This is a genomic window from Haladaptatus marinus (assembly GCF_051194195.1).
In genome coordinates this window covers 415,524-430,429 of the sequence record NZ_JBLZNK010000003.1, presented here as the reverse complement: position 1 = coordinate 430,429, position 14,906 = coordinate 415,524, and the positions used below count along the sequence as shown (strand labels likewise).

Annotated in this window: 15 protein-coding genes; 11 read left to right on the top strand and 4 right to left on the bottom strand. The window is 60.6% G+C overall.

All coding sequences use genetic code 11. The features are described from left to right. Positions 1-23 precede the first annotated feature (23 nt). On the top strand, positions 24-1,058 hold the full coding sequence (locus ACN2TU_RS08020) for a DUF1616 domain-containing protein (RefSeq protein WP_435154508.1): 1,035 nt from the start codon (positions 24-26) through the stop codon (positions 1,056-1,058). Then, positions 1,058-1,639 (top strand): metal-dependent hydrolase, encoded by a 582-nt coding sequence (locus tag ACN2TU_RS08015; RefSeq protein WP_435154507.1) that lies wholly within the window; start codon positions 1,058-1,060, stop codon positions 1,637-1,639. The genes ACN2TU_RS08020 and ACN2TU_RS08015 overlap by 1 nt, the downstream gene beginning before the upstream one ends. A 27-nt stretch (positions 1,640-1,666) precedes the next feature. Here the strand turns inward: ACN2TU_RS08015 and ACN2TU_RS08010 are convergent, their stop codons facing one another. Genes ACN2TU_RS08010 through ACN2TU_RS08000 form a run of 3 tightly spaced genes read right to left on the bottom strand, consistent with a single transcriptional unit; the run spans position 1,667 to position 4,559 of the window. Then, positions 1,667-1,903, bottom strand: a complete 237-nt coding sequence (locus ACN2TU_RS08010; RefSeq protein ID WP_435154506.1) for a zinc ribbon domain-containing protein — start codon at positions 1,901-1,903, stop codon at positions 1,667-1,669. A gap of 41 nt (positions 1,904-1,944) precedes the next feature. After that, the gene (locus tag ACN2TU_RS08005; RefSeq protein WP_435154504.1) at positions 1,945-2,961 is read right to left on the bottom strand and encodes a lipid II:glycine glycyltransferase FemX; all 1,017 of its coding nucleotides are present in this window, start codon (positions 2,959-2,961) and stop codon (positions 1,945-1,947) included. Next, positions 2,958-4,559, bottom strand: a complete 1,602-nt coding sequence (locus ACN2TU_RS08000; RefSeq protein WP_435154503.1) for an alkaline phosphatase family protein — start codon at positions 4,557-4,559, stop codon at positions 2,958-2,960. Before ACN2TU_RS08000 ends, ACN2TU_RS08005 begins: the two co-directional genes overlap by 4 nt. 565 nt (positions 4,560-5,124) lie before the next feature. On the opposite strand from ACN2TU_RS08000, the gene ACN2TU_RS07995 reads away from it, so the two are divergent. Further along, on the top strand, positions 5,125-6,558 hold the full coding sequence (locus ACN2TU_RS07995; RefSeq protein WP_435154502.1) for a hypothetical protein: 1,434 nt from the start codon (positions 5,125-5,127) through the stop codon (positions 6,556-6,558). Next, positions 6,555-6,764 carry a hypothetical protein gene (locus tag ACN2TU_RS07990; protein ID WP_435154501.1) on the top strand — a complete coding sequence of 70 codons (210 nt, stop codon included), beginning with the start codon at positions 6,555-6,557 and terminating at the stop codon, positions 6,762-6,764. Before ACN2TU_RS07995 ends, ACN2TU_RS07990 begins: the two co-directional genes overlap by 4 nt. 154 nt (positions 6,765-6,918) lie before the next feature. On the opposite strand, the gene ACN2TU_RS07985 is transcribed toward ACN2TU_RS07990, so the two are convergent. Further along, positions 6,919-7,470 carry a DUF7344 domain-containing protein gene (locus tag ACN2TU_RS07985; RefSeq protein ID WP_435154500.1) on the bottom strand — a complete coding sequence of 184 codons (552 nt, stop codon included), beginning with the start codon at positions 7,468-7,470 and terminating at the stop codon, positions 6,919-6,921. A gap of 416 nt (positions 7,471-7,886) precedes the next feature. On the opposite strand from ACN2TU_RS07985, the gene ACN2TU_RS07980 reads away from it, so the two are divergent. Genes ACN2TU_RS07980 through ACN2TU_RS07950 form a run of 7 tightly spaced genes read left to right on the top strand, consistent with a single transcriptional unit; the run spans position 7,887 to position 14,839 of the window. Beyond that, entirely contained in the window at positions 7,887-8,465 is a 579-nt protein-coding gene (locus ACN2TU_RS07980; RefSeq protein WP_435154499.1) for an acyltransferase, read from the top strand. After that, positions 8,462-9,550, top strand: coding sequence for a DegT/DnrJ/EryC1/StrS family aminotransferase (locus tag ACN2TU_RS07975; RefSeq protein ID WP_435154498.1), 1,089 nt, complete (start codon positions 8,462-8,464; stop codon positions 9,548-9,550). The genes ACN2TU_RS07980 and ACN2TU_RS07975 overlap by 4 nt, the downstream gene beginning before the upstream one ends. After that, positions 9,543-10,520 carry a Gfo/Idh/MocA family oxidoreductase gene (locus tag ACN2TU_RS07970; protein ID WP_435154497.1) on the top strand — a complete coding sequence of 326 codons (978 nt, stop codon included), beginning with the start codon at positions 9,543-9,545 and terminating at the stop codon, positions 10,518-10,520. Before ACN2TU_RS07975 ends, ACN2TU_RS07970 begins: the two co-directional genes overlap by 8 nt. Continuing rightward, on the top strand, positions 10,517-11,872 hold the full coding sequence (locus tag ACN2TU_RS07965; protein ID WP_435154496.1) for a nucleotide sugar dehydrogenase: 1,356 nt from the start codon (positions 10,517-10,519) through the stop codon (positions 11,870-11,872). Before ACN2TU_RS07970 ends, ACN2TU_RS07965 begins: the two co-directional genes overlap by 4 nt. After that, entirely contained in the window at positions 11,873-12,904 is a 1,032-nt protein-coding gene (locus tag ACN2TU_RS07960; protein WP_435154495.1) for a glycosyltransferase family 2 protein, read from the top strand. Continuing rightward, positions 12,901-13,962 (top strand): non-hydrolyzing UDP-N-acetylglucosamine 2-epimerase, encoded by a 1,062-nt coding sequence (gene wecB / locus ACN2TU_RS07955; protein WP_435154494.1) that lies wholly within the window; start codon positions 12,901-12,903, stop codon positions 13,960-13,962. Before ACN2TU_RS07960 ends, wecB begins: the two co-directional genes overlap by 4 nt. Further along, complete coding sequence (locus ACN2TU_RS07950) at positions 13,946-14,839, top strand: polysaccharide deacetylase family protein (protein ID WP_435154493.1); 894 nt, start codon at positions 13,946-13,948, stop codon at positions 14,837-14,839. Before wecB ends, ACN2TU_RS07950 begins: the two co-directional genes overlap by 17 nt. The last annotated feature ends 67 nt before the right edge of the window (positions 14,840-14,906 follow it).

The following is a 14,906-nucleotide window of genomic DNA, read 5'->3' as shown; positions in this document are numbered from 1 at the left end:
GCGAAGACCGACTCGGGGCCGACATGAGCCACGGGACGAACGACTCGTGGTGGACGAAGCTCACGCGGCCAGTGCTCGAATTCCCCATTGACCTCGCGATACTCGGGTTCGCAGTTGCACTGGCTACCTTCGCACTCCTCCAACCGGAGGTTCGTGCGACACCGCTCGCAGTCGTGCTGGGGCTTCCCGTCGCACTGTTCGCACCGGGATATGCTGTCGTTTCGTTTCTGTTTCCCGAGGCGGGACCACCACGCCCGACGGGATGGGGAGAACCAAAACGGATTCGACGCGAGGGTATCTCGCTCACCGAGCGCATCTCCCTCTCGTTCGGTGTCAGTCTCTGTCTCCTCCCGCTACTCGGTTTGTCGCTTTCGCTTCCCGAACTTTCGTTTGACCCGGTTTACGTGCTCGCTATCGTCGTCGGATTCACGCTCGCGGTCATCGTTTTCGGGGCGATTCGTCGCGTCAACGTCCCCGCTGACGACCGATTTTCCGTCTCGATTCGCGGTGGCGCGTCCCGGATTTACGGTGCCCTCTTCGACGACGAGACGGGATTCGATGTCGTATTGAACGTCCTTCTCGCACTCTCTGTCGTCGTCGCACTCTCCGCGGTCGGCTACGCGTTCGCCGCGCCGCAGGACGGCGAGCATTTTTCCCAACTCACCCTGCTCAACGAAACCGACGACGGGGAGTTCGTCACCGCTGACGCTTCTGTATCGTTCACGCCGGGCGAGACGAAACCGATGTACATCTCAGTGACGAATCACGAGGGGGAACGAGTCAAGTACACCGTCGTCGCCGAACTCCAGCGCGTCGAACAACGTCCGGACGGGAGCGCGCGTATCGTCGAACAGCAGGAACGAAAGCGGTTCGAACAGCGCCTGCCTGCGGGCGGTTCGTGGCGAACCCAACACGAAATTTCGCCGACGATGGCCGGTGAAGACCTCCGTCTGGTGTATCTTCTCTACAAGGGTGACCCGCCGAGCAATCCCAGCATCAACAACGCCGACGAGCACGCATACGTTTGGATAACCGTCGGCGCAAACGGGTCAGAATAATGTGGCCGTGGGAACATCTCGCCTTCGGCTATCTCACCTTCTCGGCCTACAGTCGTGTTCGAACTGGCCGACCACCGCGAAGCGACGCGGTCGTCGTACTGGGGGTCGCGACACAGCTCCCCGACCTCGTGGATAAGCCACTCGCGTGGTCGCTCGCCGTTCTCCCCAGCGGTCACTCGCTCGCACATTCGTTGCTGACCGCGCTCCCGCTTTCGGCGCTCGCGCTCGTGCTCGCATACCGTGCACGCCGAACAGACATCGGTGTCGCGTTCGCGATCGGCTACCTTTCGCACCTCGCTGGCGACGTGATCTATCCGATTGCGGTCGGCAAGGAGCCGTTCCTCGGGTTCCTGTTCTGGCCCCTCGTCCCGGTTCCGAGCGACCAATCCACGCTCGGATTTATCGCTCGATTTCGGCGCTATTTCGGCGACTATCTGACGTACTTGGACGACCCCGCGGTGCAGAGCTTTCTTGCACTCGAACTCGGGCTTTTACTCGGCGTGTTTTTCCTGTGGCTGTTCGACGGAATGCCCGGCGTCCCGCGAAAAATCGCCCGTCAAGTGCCGGTAATCGGTCGATAACGACGACATTTTGAAACGAATTTCACGCTACCCGTCCGAGACGACCGTGCCACATCGCTGGCAAACATCGTCGTCGTCGCGGTTCGGGTCGATTTTTGTGCCGCACGTTGGACACCCGTTCCACGATTGCCCGTCGAATTGCGCCGAGGAAAGTCCGATTGCGACGAGAAGAACGCCAGCGATGAACACACCGACCGGGCCGAACGAGATTCCGATAGACCACGCGATAAGCGCGAGACCTGCTGCCACGAGTGGATTCTTCATACGCATCACTTGTGGCAGATGACGTGAAAAATCTTGTCAGATTACCTGAATCGTTTGTACACGTCGGTCAGCAGGTTCATCATCCGGGTACCGCGTTCCAAGCTGTAGTAGCGAACGAGTTCGGGGTTGAACTTTGCCTTGTAGCCACAGAGTCGGCGCTCGTTCGCGCCGACGAGGTCGTAGCGTGGGATTCCCTCGTCCATCGCATCGCGCATGATTCTCCAGTCCACGAGGTCGTTGACCGGCACGTCGTGGTCGTGTTTCGCGCCACCTTGCCAGCGATAGATTCGTGAATCGTCGGCCAATGCTATCATGCCTCCGGCGAACTCGCCATCGACTTCGCAGACGTAGGGACGGACTGCCCCCTCCGGAAGGCTCTGATAGAGGTCGGCCACGAAATCAGCCGAGAGACGATACGGTTCGTCCTGTTCGTCGTGGCGAGCTTTGACTTGTCGGATGATTTGCTGGATGGTCTGCACGTCGCCTACGCGGATGTCGTACCGACTCTCGTCGGTTCGAGTGTTGCTCCGGGCGTCGCTGCTGAAACTCGACAGCACGCTTTCCTCGCCGGGTGTGAGGTCTACCTCGTAGGTGTGTCGCGGAAGCACTTCGAACTCGTTCCACTCGAACGGTCGAATATCCTCGTATCGTCCGCCGGTTCGGACGTGGACGTACTTCGGGCCGTACTGTCGATCCAGCCAGTCGAGACAGCCGTCGATGAATCGGCGGTGCCTCCGTTCGGCTTTGCGTCGTTTCAGTTTCCCCATGTTCAACAGCACCGGACCGAGGTGCGGAAGCCAAAGGTTTGGAGGCGGAGAGAAGGCGGTCGTGACGCCGCCTTTCGAAATCGTGAAGGCGGGAAACAGGCCGACCGGTTCCTGTCCCTTGTATCCGACGAGTGGGTGAAGGGTCGCGCCGGTGTGTTCCGCCTGTACCCGGAGGGCGTCTAGTCGGTGAAACACGTCACCGTGTGGCGACCGTTCAACGTAATCGTTCCAGCGGTCTAAATCGTTCGCGCGCTCTACCCTGATGCCGTTCTTTTCGATGGTAATACTCATTCGAGATATCCGAGGTCTGCGAGTCGCGTTTCCACGCGCTCGTCGTCGGTTTCGACCGTCTCGCCCGCATCGAATGCGGGGTAACTTTGCTCGCCCGCCGACTCGACGACCGGGAGGGTGTGCCCATCCATTCGGTCGCTTGCGGGGACACCGAGAGTTGCTAACACCGTCGGTGCGACGTCGAAGAGGTGAGCATCCGCGAGGGCCGCATCGGCGTCGATTCCCGCGCCCGCCGCCGCGAAGATGCCGTTTAGTTTGTGGTTCCACGGTTCGCGCGGTGCGCCGAACTGCCGGTCGCGCAGTTGCGCGGAGAGGAACTGGTCGAACTCGGCGGGGACACAAACGATGTCCACAGCGTCGTCACTGTACGGCCCGTCGAAGAACGCTTCGCGGGGTGCAACCGTCTCGAAGACCGGATGGCCGTCGGGAGTGCGGACGCCCGCCAGTTTCTCGATGAGTTCCGACCGCAGGTCGTCGTACTTTTCGGGCGGCACGACGCCCTCGGGGTCGCGTCCTTCGAGATTGATTCGGACGCCACATTCGATTCTATCGCGCATGAAGGCGACCGAGTTCGAGAAATCGACCTGTTCGGTCGCGGCGCGGATGAAATCCTCCGGAACATGCCGTGCAACGAACTCGTCCAATCTCGCGCGAGCGAGCACTGCTCCGATTCGTTGACTCGTGATGCCGACTTTCGCGGCGAGTGCGAGTCCACGCTCGACAGCTCCTTGATTCCGGGGGGAGCTCTCTTCGCCGCGCTGTAACTGATTGCCCGCGATGGTCGACCACGAGGGCATCCCTTCACCGCCGCGAACCGTTTTCACGTAGCCTTCCTCGCGTAGGAAATCGTTGACGCGGAACTCGTATCCCGAGTATTCGCCGATTCCGTGGTCGCTGGCAACGATGACCGTGTCGGGGTCACAGTCGTCCAGAATGGTTCCGACCTGCTCGTCTACGGCCTCGTACACTGCTCGTACGATATCCTCGTCGCCGGGATGTTCGTGGAACACCGTGTCCGTGCTTTGAAACTGGACGAAGCCGAAATCCGGGTCGAAACGGTCCGCGAGGTAACGAAATGCCTCTCCGCGCATGCGCGTGAGGCGACGGTACCATTCGACCGATTTGTCCTGCGGGAGGTTTCGTGGGGCGTACACCCGATAGCCGCCGATCTCGTCTCGCACGTCGTCCAGTAACTCTTTCGGGTGACACCTCGGATTCTCGGGGGCGGTGTAGCCCGGTAGTATCGCACCGTCGATTGCTCGCGGTGGATGGGTTACGGGAGCGTTTACGACAACGCTCGAAAAGCCGTGCTGATCGAGGAGTTCCCAGAGCGTGTGCTCGCGGACTCGACTCGCGTTCACCACGTCCCAGTCGTAGCCGTCGAAATCGAGGAATCCGAAAACCCCGTGTTTACCGGGATTTACTCCGGTGTAGAGCGAGGGCCACGCACTGGGTGTCCACGGCGGAATCTGTGATTCCAGTGGCCCGGACGACCCCGAATCGAAAATCGACTGGAGGTGTGGCAGCGCGTCGTCCTCGAACAGTGGGTCGAGAACGGAGCGACACCCGGCGTCAATTCCGATGAGGAGCGTCTGCATCTGACAGTCCATGCTGTCAGCGAAAAATCCACCTGCGTCCTTTGTTATGCGTCGGTTTCTGTCGGAGTAGACCGGTCGTACTATCGAAATCCGAAAAGGAATGCGACAAGAGAATGTATGTGGTTCAATAGCACATTTCCACCGGCTCACTCATCGAAACCTGTGTCTGACTCGTTCAAATTCTTCATCAAGGATACGCCTACCCACCATCGAGCGACTGTGAAAGGCAGTTCTGTCGATGGGCGAAATCGATCCCGATCCGGAATTTATTTAAATTAGTAAGAAAGCATTGAACTTGCAATGGCACGCGACGTTGCGGCACGAAAACGCGAGCGTTCGGTCTCCCTGCGGTCTGCCGAGAACTGGGGCTGACCGTTTCCCGAGCTATCATCGACGTGAGTTTCTGAGCGGTGGAAAGTGACCTAAAGGAGCGGTAAGGTACCGTTTCTGGAACGTATTCTCTTGTTACCCGTCCTCTTCCTCACCCAGAATAGTACTTAAGTTCTGCATCTTGCATTGAGCCAAAATCGGAATCTACTTAAATCCGTAACGTCGCATTGAAGCCATGGCACGCGACGAAACGGCACGCGATTCACCAGACGACGGTCTCTTGAACCGACGTTCGTACCTCAAATTTGCGGGAGCAACGGCGGCAGCGTTCGCAGCAACGGGCGCGGCGAACGCGAAGGAGTACCGAACGATTACCGTTCCCGCAGGGGAAACCAAATCCATCACCGTCGGCGACGGCGAGACGTTCGAGAACGTCCTCATCGACATGACGGCTGACGGAGCCTCGGCACTCGTCAGAACGAGTGGTTCCGGATGGACGATTCGAAACGTCGGCTTCAAAGGGATTCACCCCGGCGGCCACTACCTGCTGAACCCCGGCGTCTCGAGTCCGGAAGGCACAGGTCTCATCGAAAACGTCTACATGGGCGACGGCCAGGTCGCTGGCTCCGATAGCGGCGGTGTGTGGGTCAACGCAAACCTCCCGCATCGCGGCACCATCAAATTCCGCAACGTCCATGTCGCCGGTATGATCGACAACGGTCTGTACGGTTCCGGACCGGGTGCGCAAGGCTACGGCGGCAACCTCCACGTCGAGTCATCCTATTTCAAAGGGAACACCATCTCGAACGTGCGACTCAACGCGAAGGCCCGACCGTGCAAAGTCACGAACACGGTCGTCGATACGCGAGGGAACAAGCCATGTCGAATCGGCTGTTCGGCCCCGGGTTCGACCACCACGCGCGCAGTCTGGTCGTGGTACGGCGAAACCCACCTGCGTAACTGTGACATCGTCGGCAGCATCGCCACCGCGAAAGGCGGCTCGGTGACGAAGACCGACGTTCGAACGGGAGATCAGGCTGACCTGACACCGCCGAAGGGCGTCCCAATGTCCGCGAAGCAGGCCGCGAGTGGCGCGGGTGGCAGTTCCGGCAATCGCAAACAGGCGATGAAGCAAAAGCAGGCGAAAGCACAGGGACTGCCGAATGTCTTGAGCATTTCGAGCTCCGACGGCTCAACGGTAACGAACTACGAATTCGAAGTTACGGGGAAAGTTCGAAAATCGACCGAAAGAGGCGGGTCGAAGAGCAAAGAAGACACCATCGAGAGCGGAACCGTTTCCGGCGCGGTCGCCGGCGGCACCGACAGCTATCAGTTCGCCGGAACACTCACGACGTTCAGCCTCGACGGAAACGCGACGATTTTCCTCAACGGAAAGCGCGTCACGCCCGGCAAACTCGGACTTCCGAAAACGCTTGTTATCGACGGCAGCCAGAGCGACGGGGAAAGTATGTACTCGTTCGACGTGGGCGGATCCGTAGTGAAGGACGACGACCACGGCAGTATCAACTCATTCGACACCATCTCCGGAACGAAGGTGAAGGGACGAGTTATCGACGGAAAGGATGCCTACCGCTTCTCGGGCGACCTGAAACGCATCGAACTCGACGGGGGCGCGAAAGCGTGGGTTCGCGTGGGGGGTACCAAATGAACAAGTCCCGCTGGAAAGGCGTCCCCTCCGACCCTGACCTCGAAGGCGACCTCGGCTACGAGCTCGACGAATGGGACGTAATTCGAGCGAAAAAGAACGGCACCGGCCGCCTCATGTTCCTCCCGAAAGACGAGGAGTTGCTCCGCGACGACGCCTTCATCCTTGCGGGGTCGAGTTCGGTCTGTAACGTCGAAGACCGCGTGTAGGAGAGCGCACCGATCTTTTTGATGCGATCGTTTCGATAGCTCCTTTTCGTTTCAGCAACTGACTCTGTCCCTCCCTGGCGACGGCTCTCGACCGTGATTTTTCTTTCCATGCGAGGAACCGATTGCGTCGAAAAAGCGTTCCGAAATAATCGCCTTACTGTCCTTCCGCCCGTCGCAGTTCCGGCGGGGTTCCCTGTACTGTCCGCCGTCGGTAGTAGAAATACTGGCCGATGGCAGAGAGCGCGTAGGCGACGAGAATAATCATCGCCGTCGCGATTCCCGAGAGAAGAACGAACGGGTAGATTTCGAACCAGACACCGAGCACGAGCACGATGCTTCCCAACGAGAGCGCGAGGTAGTATCTATCCCACGGGATTTCGGGTCGGGACACGTCGCCGAGGTAGGTGTCGAGTTCCCGTGCACGGCGAGAGAGGCTTACTTCCCCATCCTCACGGTCGTACTCGATGATACGTGCGTCATCCAATTTCGGGAGATGCGTCTGGTAGAGCGAGATGTAAACGCGCTTTCGCTGGTCGCTCGTCAACTCGGTGGGCGTGGTATCGTTTTCCCACGCCGCGACTTGCTCGGTCAGATCGGATAGTTCGACAGTTCCCCCTTCCCGCCGAAGGTAGTAGAGCGCGTACCGTCGCCGTGGACTCTTGAGAACCTCGAATACCTGATCTTGCGAGAGTCCGGAACTAGCCATCGTATGAAGACAGAGTTTGGCGACCGCTCATCGGAAACAATACACCCCCCATTCAGTTCGTGACCACCCTGTAGTCACAGATGCCACCACCGCATATACCGGCTATCGCCCCTTCTCCACTTTGTTACCACGGTGCTGTTCCCGGGTAGTGTCGCCATACAACCTCCGAGTAAGGGTATATCCCGACGTTTCGACCGTGTAACGCGAATTACGGCGATTCAAGTGACGGTGTCGGGACTAGTCTCGAGCTACTGCCCGCCAAGGTGCGTATAACAAAGAGGACAGGTAGGCATGGAGGGAATAACGCCTGTTCGCCGTCCTCACGGCCGAAACGGGCTATCCACGACCCAACCTATGAACTCACTACTAACCACTGACACGCCCTGCGACCCGTGTCCCCACAGGGGTGGTCATCGGTGACCGAACCACGGAGTCGAGACCGGAGCGTCAATCCGGAAGCGACCGTCGGATACGCCTACGCTGATGATTCGGACGCGCCAGTCATTGGCGACGACGCTACCATACGGTCAGGTACCGTCATCTACGACGACGTAACCATCGGCGACGGATTTACGACCGGTCACGGTGCGCTCATTCGAGAAGAGACGAGTATCGGCGACGATGTCGTCGTCGGGACGAACACGGTCATTGACGGCCAAACGACCATCGGCTCGCGCGTGAGCCTCCAGACGAACGTCTACGTGCCGACGAACACCACGATCGGAGATAGGGTGTTCGTCGGCCCCTCGGCGACGTTTACCAACGATCTGTACCCGATTCGTCAGTCGTTCGAACTCGAAGGGCCGACACTCGAAGACGACGTGTCGGTCGGCGCGAACGCGACCCTCCTGCCCGGCGTCACGGTCGGTGAAGGTTCCTTCGTCGCTGCGGGTGCCGTCGTTACGGACGATATACCGCCCGGAACTCTCGCGGTCGGCGCACCTGCCGAACACCGCCCGCTTCCCGAGTCGCTGAAAGGAGGGAACGACATTTGATTCCCATCGCCGACCCTGAACTGGGCGACGAAGAAATCGAGGCGGTGGTCGAATGTCTCGAAAGCGGACAGTTGGCGGACGGCCCCGAGGTGCGGAAATTCGAATCGGAGTTCGCCGACTTCTGTGACACCGAGTTCGGCGTCGCCGCGAGCAACGGGACAACGGCCCTTCACGCCGCATTTGCGGCGCTTGGAATCGGGCCGGGTGACACTGTCGTCACCTCACCGTTCTCGTTCATCGCCAGCGCGAACACGATTCGGCTGGCCGGGGCGGAACCGGTGTTCGCGGACATCGACCCGGAGACGTACACCCTCGACCCCTACGCGACCGAAGAAGCAGTTCGGGAGCACGAGGCGGACGCCATCCTCGCGGTTCACCTCTACGGTTTGCCCGCGAAGATGGGCCACCTCCAAGACATAGCCGAAACACACGACCTCGCGCTCGTCGAGGACGCCGCACAAGCACACGGAGCGACGTACGACGGCAAACCCGTCGGGTCGTTCGGAGATGCGGCTTGTTTCTCCTTTTACCCGACGAAAAACATGACGACCGGGGAAGGGGGGATGGTGACGAGCAACCGACGGGACGTGGCCGAACGGGCGGCGAGTTTCATCAACCACGGCCGACCTATGGCCGGGGATGGATGCAGTTCGTACGACCACGTTCGACTCGGCCACAACTTCCGGATGACGAGTATGGCCGCGGCAATTGGTCGCGTCCAGTTGTCGCGACTCCCGGAGTACAACGAAGCTCGGCGCGCGAACGCGGGTTACCTGACCGACCGACTCCGGAATGCAGACGTGACGACGCCGGTCGAACCGGAGGGTTGTCGTCACGTGTATCACCAGTACACCGTGCGTACGGATGACCGAGACGGGCTCAAGCGCCACTTCGAATCGAAGGGCGTCGGAACCGGGGTGTACTATCCGACGCCCATCCACGAACAGCCAGCATACCAACACGTCGAACACGACGCTCCAGTTTCGGAACGGGCCGCGGAGGAAGTGCTTTCCCTCCCGATTCATCCGAGACTGTCGGGTGACGACGTGCGAACTATCGCATCTGCCATTACGAACTATGAGTGAACCAGTCAACGCAGTGGTTATCGGCGTCGGAAGCATGGGTCGCCATCACGCCCGCGTCTATAGCGAACTGCCGGAGGTAAACCTCGTCGGCATTCACGATGTGGACGAAAAGCGGGCGTCCGAAGTCGCCCGGGACCACGGGTCACAGGCGGTCAGCATGGAGGAAGCAGTCCGCGAGGCGGATATCGCCTCCATCGCGGTTCCCACGCCTTACCACTACGAAATGGCGAAACGGTGCATCGACGGCGGGGTTCACATCCTCGTGGAAAAACCGTTCGTCGCCGAACCGGAGGAAGGCAAGGAGTTGATAGCGCACGCCGAGACGGCGGACGTGATGATACAAGTCGGACACATCGAGCGGTTCAACCCGGCGATTCGAACGCTCTCGGAAATCGTCTCCGACCTCGACATCATCGCCATCGATGCGCAGCGACTCGGCCCGCCACCGGAAGGCAGGGCCGTGGACGTGAGTGCGGTGATGGATTTGATGATTCACGATTTGGACGTGCTCCTGTCCATCGTGGACGACGACATCTCTTCGGTCGCCGCGGTAGGAACGCGGGACAACCGCTACGCCAGCGCGAGTATCCAGTTCGATGGGGGAATCGTCGCGGGACTGACCGCGAGTCGCGTCACCCAGGAGAAAGTCCGAAAGCTCTCGATTACGGCCGAAGAGTGCCGTGTAAACGTCGATTACACCAATCAATCGGTGGAGATTCACCGGCACTCCATGCCGGAGTACATCGAGGAGAACGGCGACCTGCGGTACCGTCACGAGAGCATCGTGGAACGGCCGACCGTCGAAAACGGCGAACCGCTGAAAAACGAACTGCGATCGTTCGTCCGTAGTGCAACCACGGGTTCGACGCCGGTCGTCACCGGCGAGGATGGCCTTCGCGTGCTCGAAGTCGCACGGGAAATCGACGGATTGGCCTCGGGACTGCACGAGCAGGAGGTGCATCTCGGGTGAGTCTGCGGGAAGCACAAACGCTCTACGGAAACGATGCATCCGCCGCCGACCAACGCGAAGCGTTTCGATCAGGAAACGTCCCGGTCGCGGTGTACGGACTCGGCAAAATGGGCCTGCCGCTCGCGGCAGTGTACGCAGAGACTTGCGGCAACGTCGTCGGGGCAGACATCGACCCCGAAGTCGTCGCTGCCATCAACCGAGGCGACTGTCACGTCAAACGTGAACCGGGACTCCCCGAACTCGTCGCCGAGACGGTCGAATCGGAATCGCTCCGGGCCGTCGAATCGCCGACGAAAGCGGCACATGAAGCCGCGATTCACGTCGTCATCGTGCCGACGCCGATTACGGACTCGAACGAACCTGACCTCGCCATCCTTCAATCGGTGGCCGAAGCCATCGCGGCGGGACTCGAACCGGGCGACCTCGTCGTCATCGAATGCACGGTTCCGCCGGGAACGACGCGGGACAAACTGCTCCCGCTGTTGGAGCGCGAAAGCGGCCTCTCGCGCGAAGCGTTCGGACTTGCCGTCTGTCCCGAGCGAACGTCCAGCGGACGAGCATTACAGGATATTCGTGGAGCCTACCCCAAAGTGGTCGGTGGCGTGGACGAGGAAAGCACCCGCGTCGCGGAACTCGTCTACGGCGAACTCACCGACAACGAGGTCATTTCCGTCCCCAACACGACGACTGCTGAGGCGGTAAAAGTGTTCGAAGGTGTCTACCGCGACGTGAACATCGCGCTGGCGAACGAGCTCGCCACCATCGCCGACGACGCCGGAATCAGCGTCAACGGGGCGATCGAGACGGCAAACACCCAGCCCTTCTGTGACATCCACAAACCGGGGCCGGGCGTCGGGGGTCACTGTATTCCATACTACCCCTACTTCCTCATCGGACAGTTCGACGCAGACTTCCCTCTCCTGCGAACTGCCCGCGAGGTGAACGATTCGATGCCAGCGTTTACCGTCGAGAAGACGGCGGAGTTGCTGGCCAAAGAGGGGAAATCGGTTTCGGACTCGCGAGTGCTCGTCCTCGGGTTGACCTATCGACCGGGTGTCGAAGAAATTCGGGCGACCCCGGCACGACCTATCTGCGCCCATCTCGCCGATCAGGGTGCGGACGTGTTCGCGGTCGACCCGATGTTGGACGATGCCGCGGAATTCGACGCGACGAAACTCGAGTTCGAAGACCTGGCAGCACACGAGTTCGATGCCGCGATACTCGTCACCGACCACGACGAGTTCGCGGGTATCGACTGGGCAGGATTCGACCCGATGGTCGTCGTTGACGGCCGCGACGCCCTCGACCTGTCGTGGACTGACCACCGTGTCTACACCATCGGAGGTGACTGAATGTACGAGGGAAACACCGTCGCCGTCGTCATTCCGGCGTACAACGAAGAAGGACTAGTCGGACGCGTCATCGATACCGTGCCGGAGTTCGTCGATAGAGTGTACGCCGTAGACGACTGCTCGACGGACGACACGTGGGAGGAGATTCGCGCCCACGCCGGGCGAACGGTTCCGATAACTGACGGAGGGGACGCCAACTCCCCGTTCGACCAGCGCGTCGTCCCGATTCGACACTCGGAGAATCGGGGCGTCGGTGCGGCCATCAAAACCGGCTACTGTCGCGCTCGGGAGGAAGGAATCGACGTCACCGCGGTGATGGCCGGTGACGGGCAGATGGAACCCGAAATGCTGGCTCGAGTCATCCAACCGATTGTCGATGGACGGGCCGACTATGCGAAAGGCAATCGCCTTTCGACGCCGGGATTCCGCGAAGGAATGTCGGCGTGGCGGAGTTTCGGCAACTGGCTCCTCACCTTCCTCACGAAGGTCGCCAGCGGGTACTGGGGGATGGTCGACCCACAGAACGGCTACACCGCGATTTCGGGGCGGGCGCTTTCCGAGATGGACATCGAAGCCGTCTACGACGATTACGGCTTCGCCAACGCCCTGTTGGTTCGACTGAACGTCCACGACATGCGGGTCGCCGACGTGACCATGCCCGCGGTGTACGGCGACGAACAGAGCACCATCCGGTATTCGACGTTTGTTCCGAAGCTTTCCGCGCTCCTGTTGTGGGGATTCCTCTGGCGATTGAAAGCGAAGTATCTCGTTCGGGATTTCCATCCGCTCGCATTTTTGTACGGACTCGGCGCAGTGGGGACGGGTGCGGGTCTCCTTTCCCTGCTTCGAAAGCGACGTGAAGCAAGCGACGGCCTGACTACGACGCTCATCGGCGGTCTCTGTCTCGTACTCGCGATGATCTTTGACAGGGAGGCGACCGAGGGGCTGGAGGTGCGTGACGAACTGGAGGTTCACGGCGAAATGGAGGACGAATGGAATAGAGGGGACGATTGGGAGGCGACGGACGAATGAAGGTGCTCACCGTCGTCGGCGCACGACCGCAGTTCGTGAAAGCCGCCGCCGTCTCTCGGGTGCTCAGGGACGAGCACGAGGAAGTGCTCGTCCACACCGGCCAACATTACGACGAGGAGATGTCCGAGGTGTTCTTCGAGGAACTGTCGATTCCGCGTCCGGACTACAACCTCGGCGTCGGGTCGAACACGCATGGGCGACAGACGGCCGAGATGCTCGCCGGACTCGAAGCACGAATCGAGGACGAATCACCCGACATGGTGCTTGTCTACGGTGATACTAACTCGACGCTCGCGGCGGCAATCGCGGCGTCGAAGATGGAACCGCCCCTTGCCCACGTCGAGGCCGGAATGCGGAGCGGAAGCGACATTCCCGAGGAGACGAACCGCGTGCTCACCGACCACGCCGGTGACCTCCTGCTCGTCCCCTCTCCAGACGCGATGGAAAATCTCGCACGGGAAGGAATCGCGGACGGCGTCCACTTCACGGGCGACGTGGGCTACGACGCCCTGCTGTGGGCGCGAGAGCAGGCGGACAGGAGCGTCCTTTCGGATTTCGGCGTTTCTGACGAGGAGTTCGTCCTCGCAACAGTGCATCGGAACACAAACACGGACGACGCCGACCGACTCGAAGCCATTCTCGATGCGCTGGCGGACGACCCGCGACGGGTCGTCCTCCCGGCCCATCCGCGAACCGTGAGCTCGCTCGAAGCGTTCGGCCTGTACGAACGGGCGAACCGCGAGTTGACGCTCACCGACCCCGTCGGCTACCGGCAGTTCGTCGCGCTGCTGGATTCGGCGACGGTCGTGGCGACGGATTCCGGCGGCGTCCAGAAGGAGGCGTTCTTCCTCGATACGCCATGTGTCACGCTCCGCGAGAAAACCGAGTGGGTGGAGACGGTCGAAAGCGGATGGAACACGCTGGTCGGTGCCGATGGGGACGCGATTCGGCACGCGATGCGCGATGCGACGAAACCCGACGAGAAGCCCACGCCGTACGGCGACGGGAACGCGGCCGAACGAATCGTGGAGGTGCTCGAAAATGCTACCTGGATATGAGTTCGAACTCTGTTTAACACACGACGTTGACCGACCGTACAAAGGACTACAGGCTCCCTACTACGCGCTCGCCGATAGGGATCCTCGGCATCTCGGGGCACTCCTCCCGAGCGTCAATCCGTGGTGGCAGTTCGAGGAAATCATGGAACTCGAGGATTCCTTGGACGTTCGCTCCGCGTTCTACTTCCTCCAAGAGGAGTCGATTCTCCAGAAGTCGCCGAACGAGTGGCTCACCCCGCGCTACTGGATCGAACATCTCGGGCGGTACGACCTGTTCGACACCGACATTCTGGATGTGCTCCACGAATTGGACGACGGCGGGTGGGAAATCGGGCTCCACGGGTCGTACGACTCCTACGACGACCCGGAAGCCTTGCGGGAGCAGAAAACCGCGCTCGAATCCGCATTGGGGCATACGATTCGCGGCGGTCGGCAGCATCATCTGAACCGTTCGGAATCGACGTGGAATCATCACCGCGATATCGGTCTCGACTACGACGCGACGCTCGGGTCGAGCAGCGAGTGTGGCTTCAACCACGGCTATCAAGTGAAACGACCCTTCGACGACGATTTTATCGTCTTCCCGCTCACGATGATGGATATCGCGGTACCGAACCCCGGAACCGAGTTCGACCAGGCGTGGGAGTTGTGCGAGCGACTGCTGGACGAAGCCGCGGAAAACGACGCGGTCATGACCGTCCTCTGGCATCCTCGGATGTTCGCGGACGAGTACCCCGGCCACCGCCAGCTTTATCGCCAACTCATCGAGGGCGCGCTGGAACGCGGTGCCTGGGTCGGCCCGCCGGGAGACCTCGCCGACAGGATTGCGGCCCCGTCTCGTACACCGACCGGCACGGCGGGCCTACGCGGGTCGTAGCCACGTCCTGACTCGGTTTCAGACGCTCTGTTTTCGGGACAGGCAGGGGATAACAAAGTGAAAACCT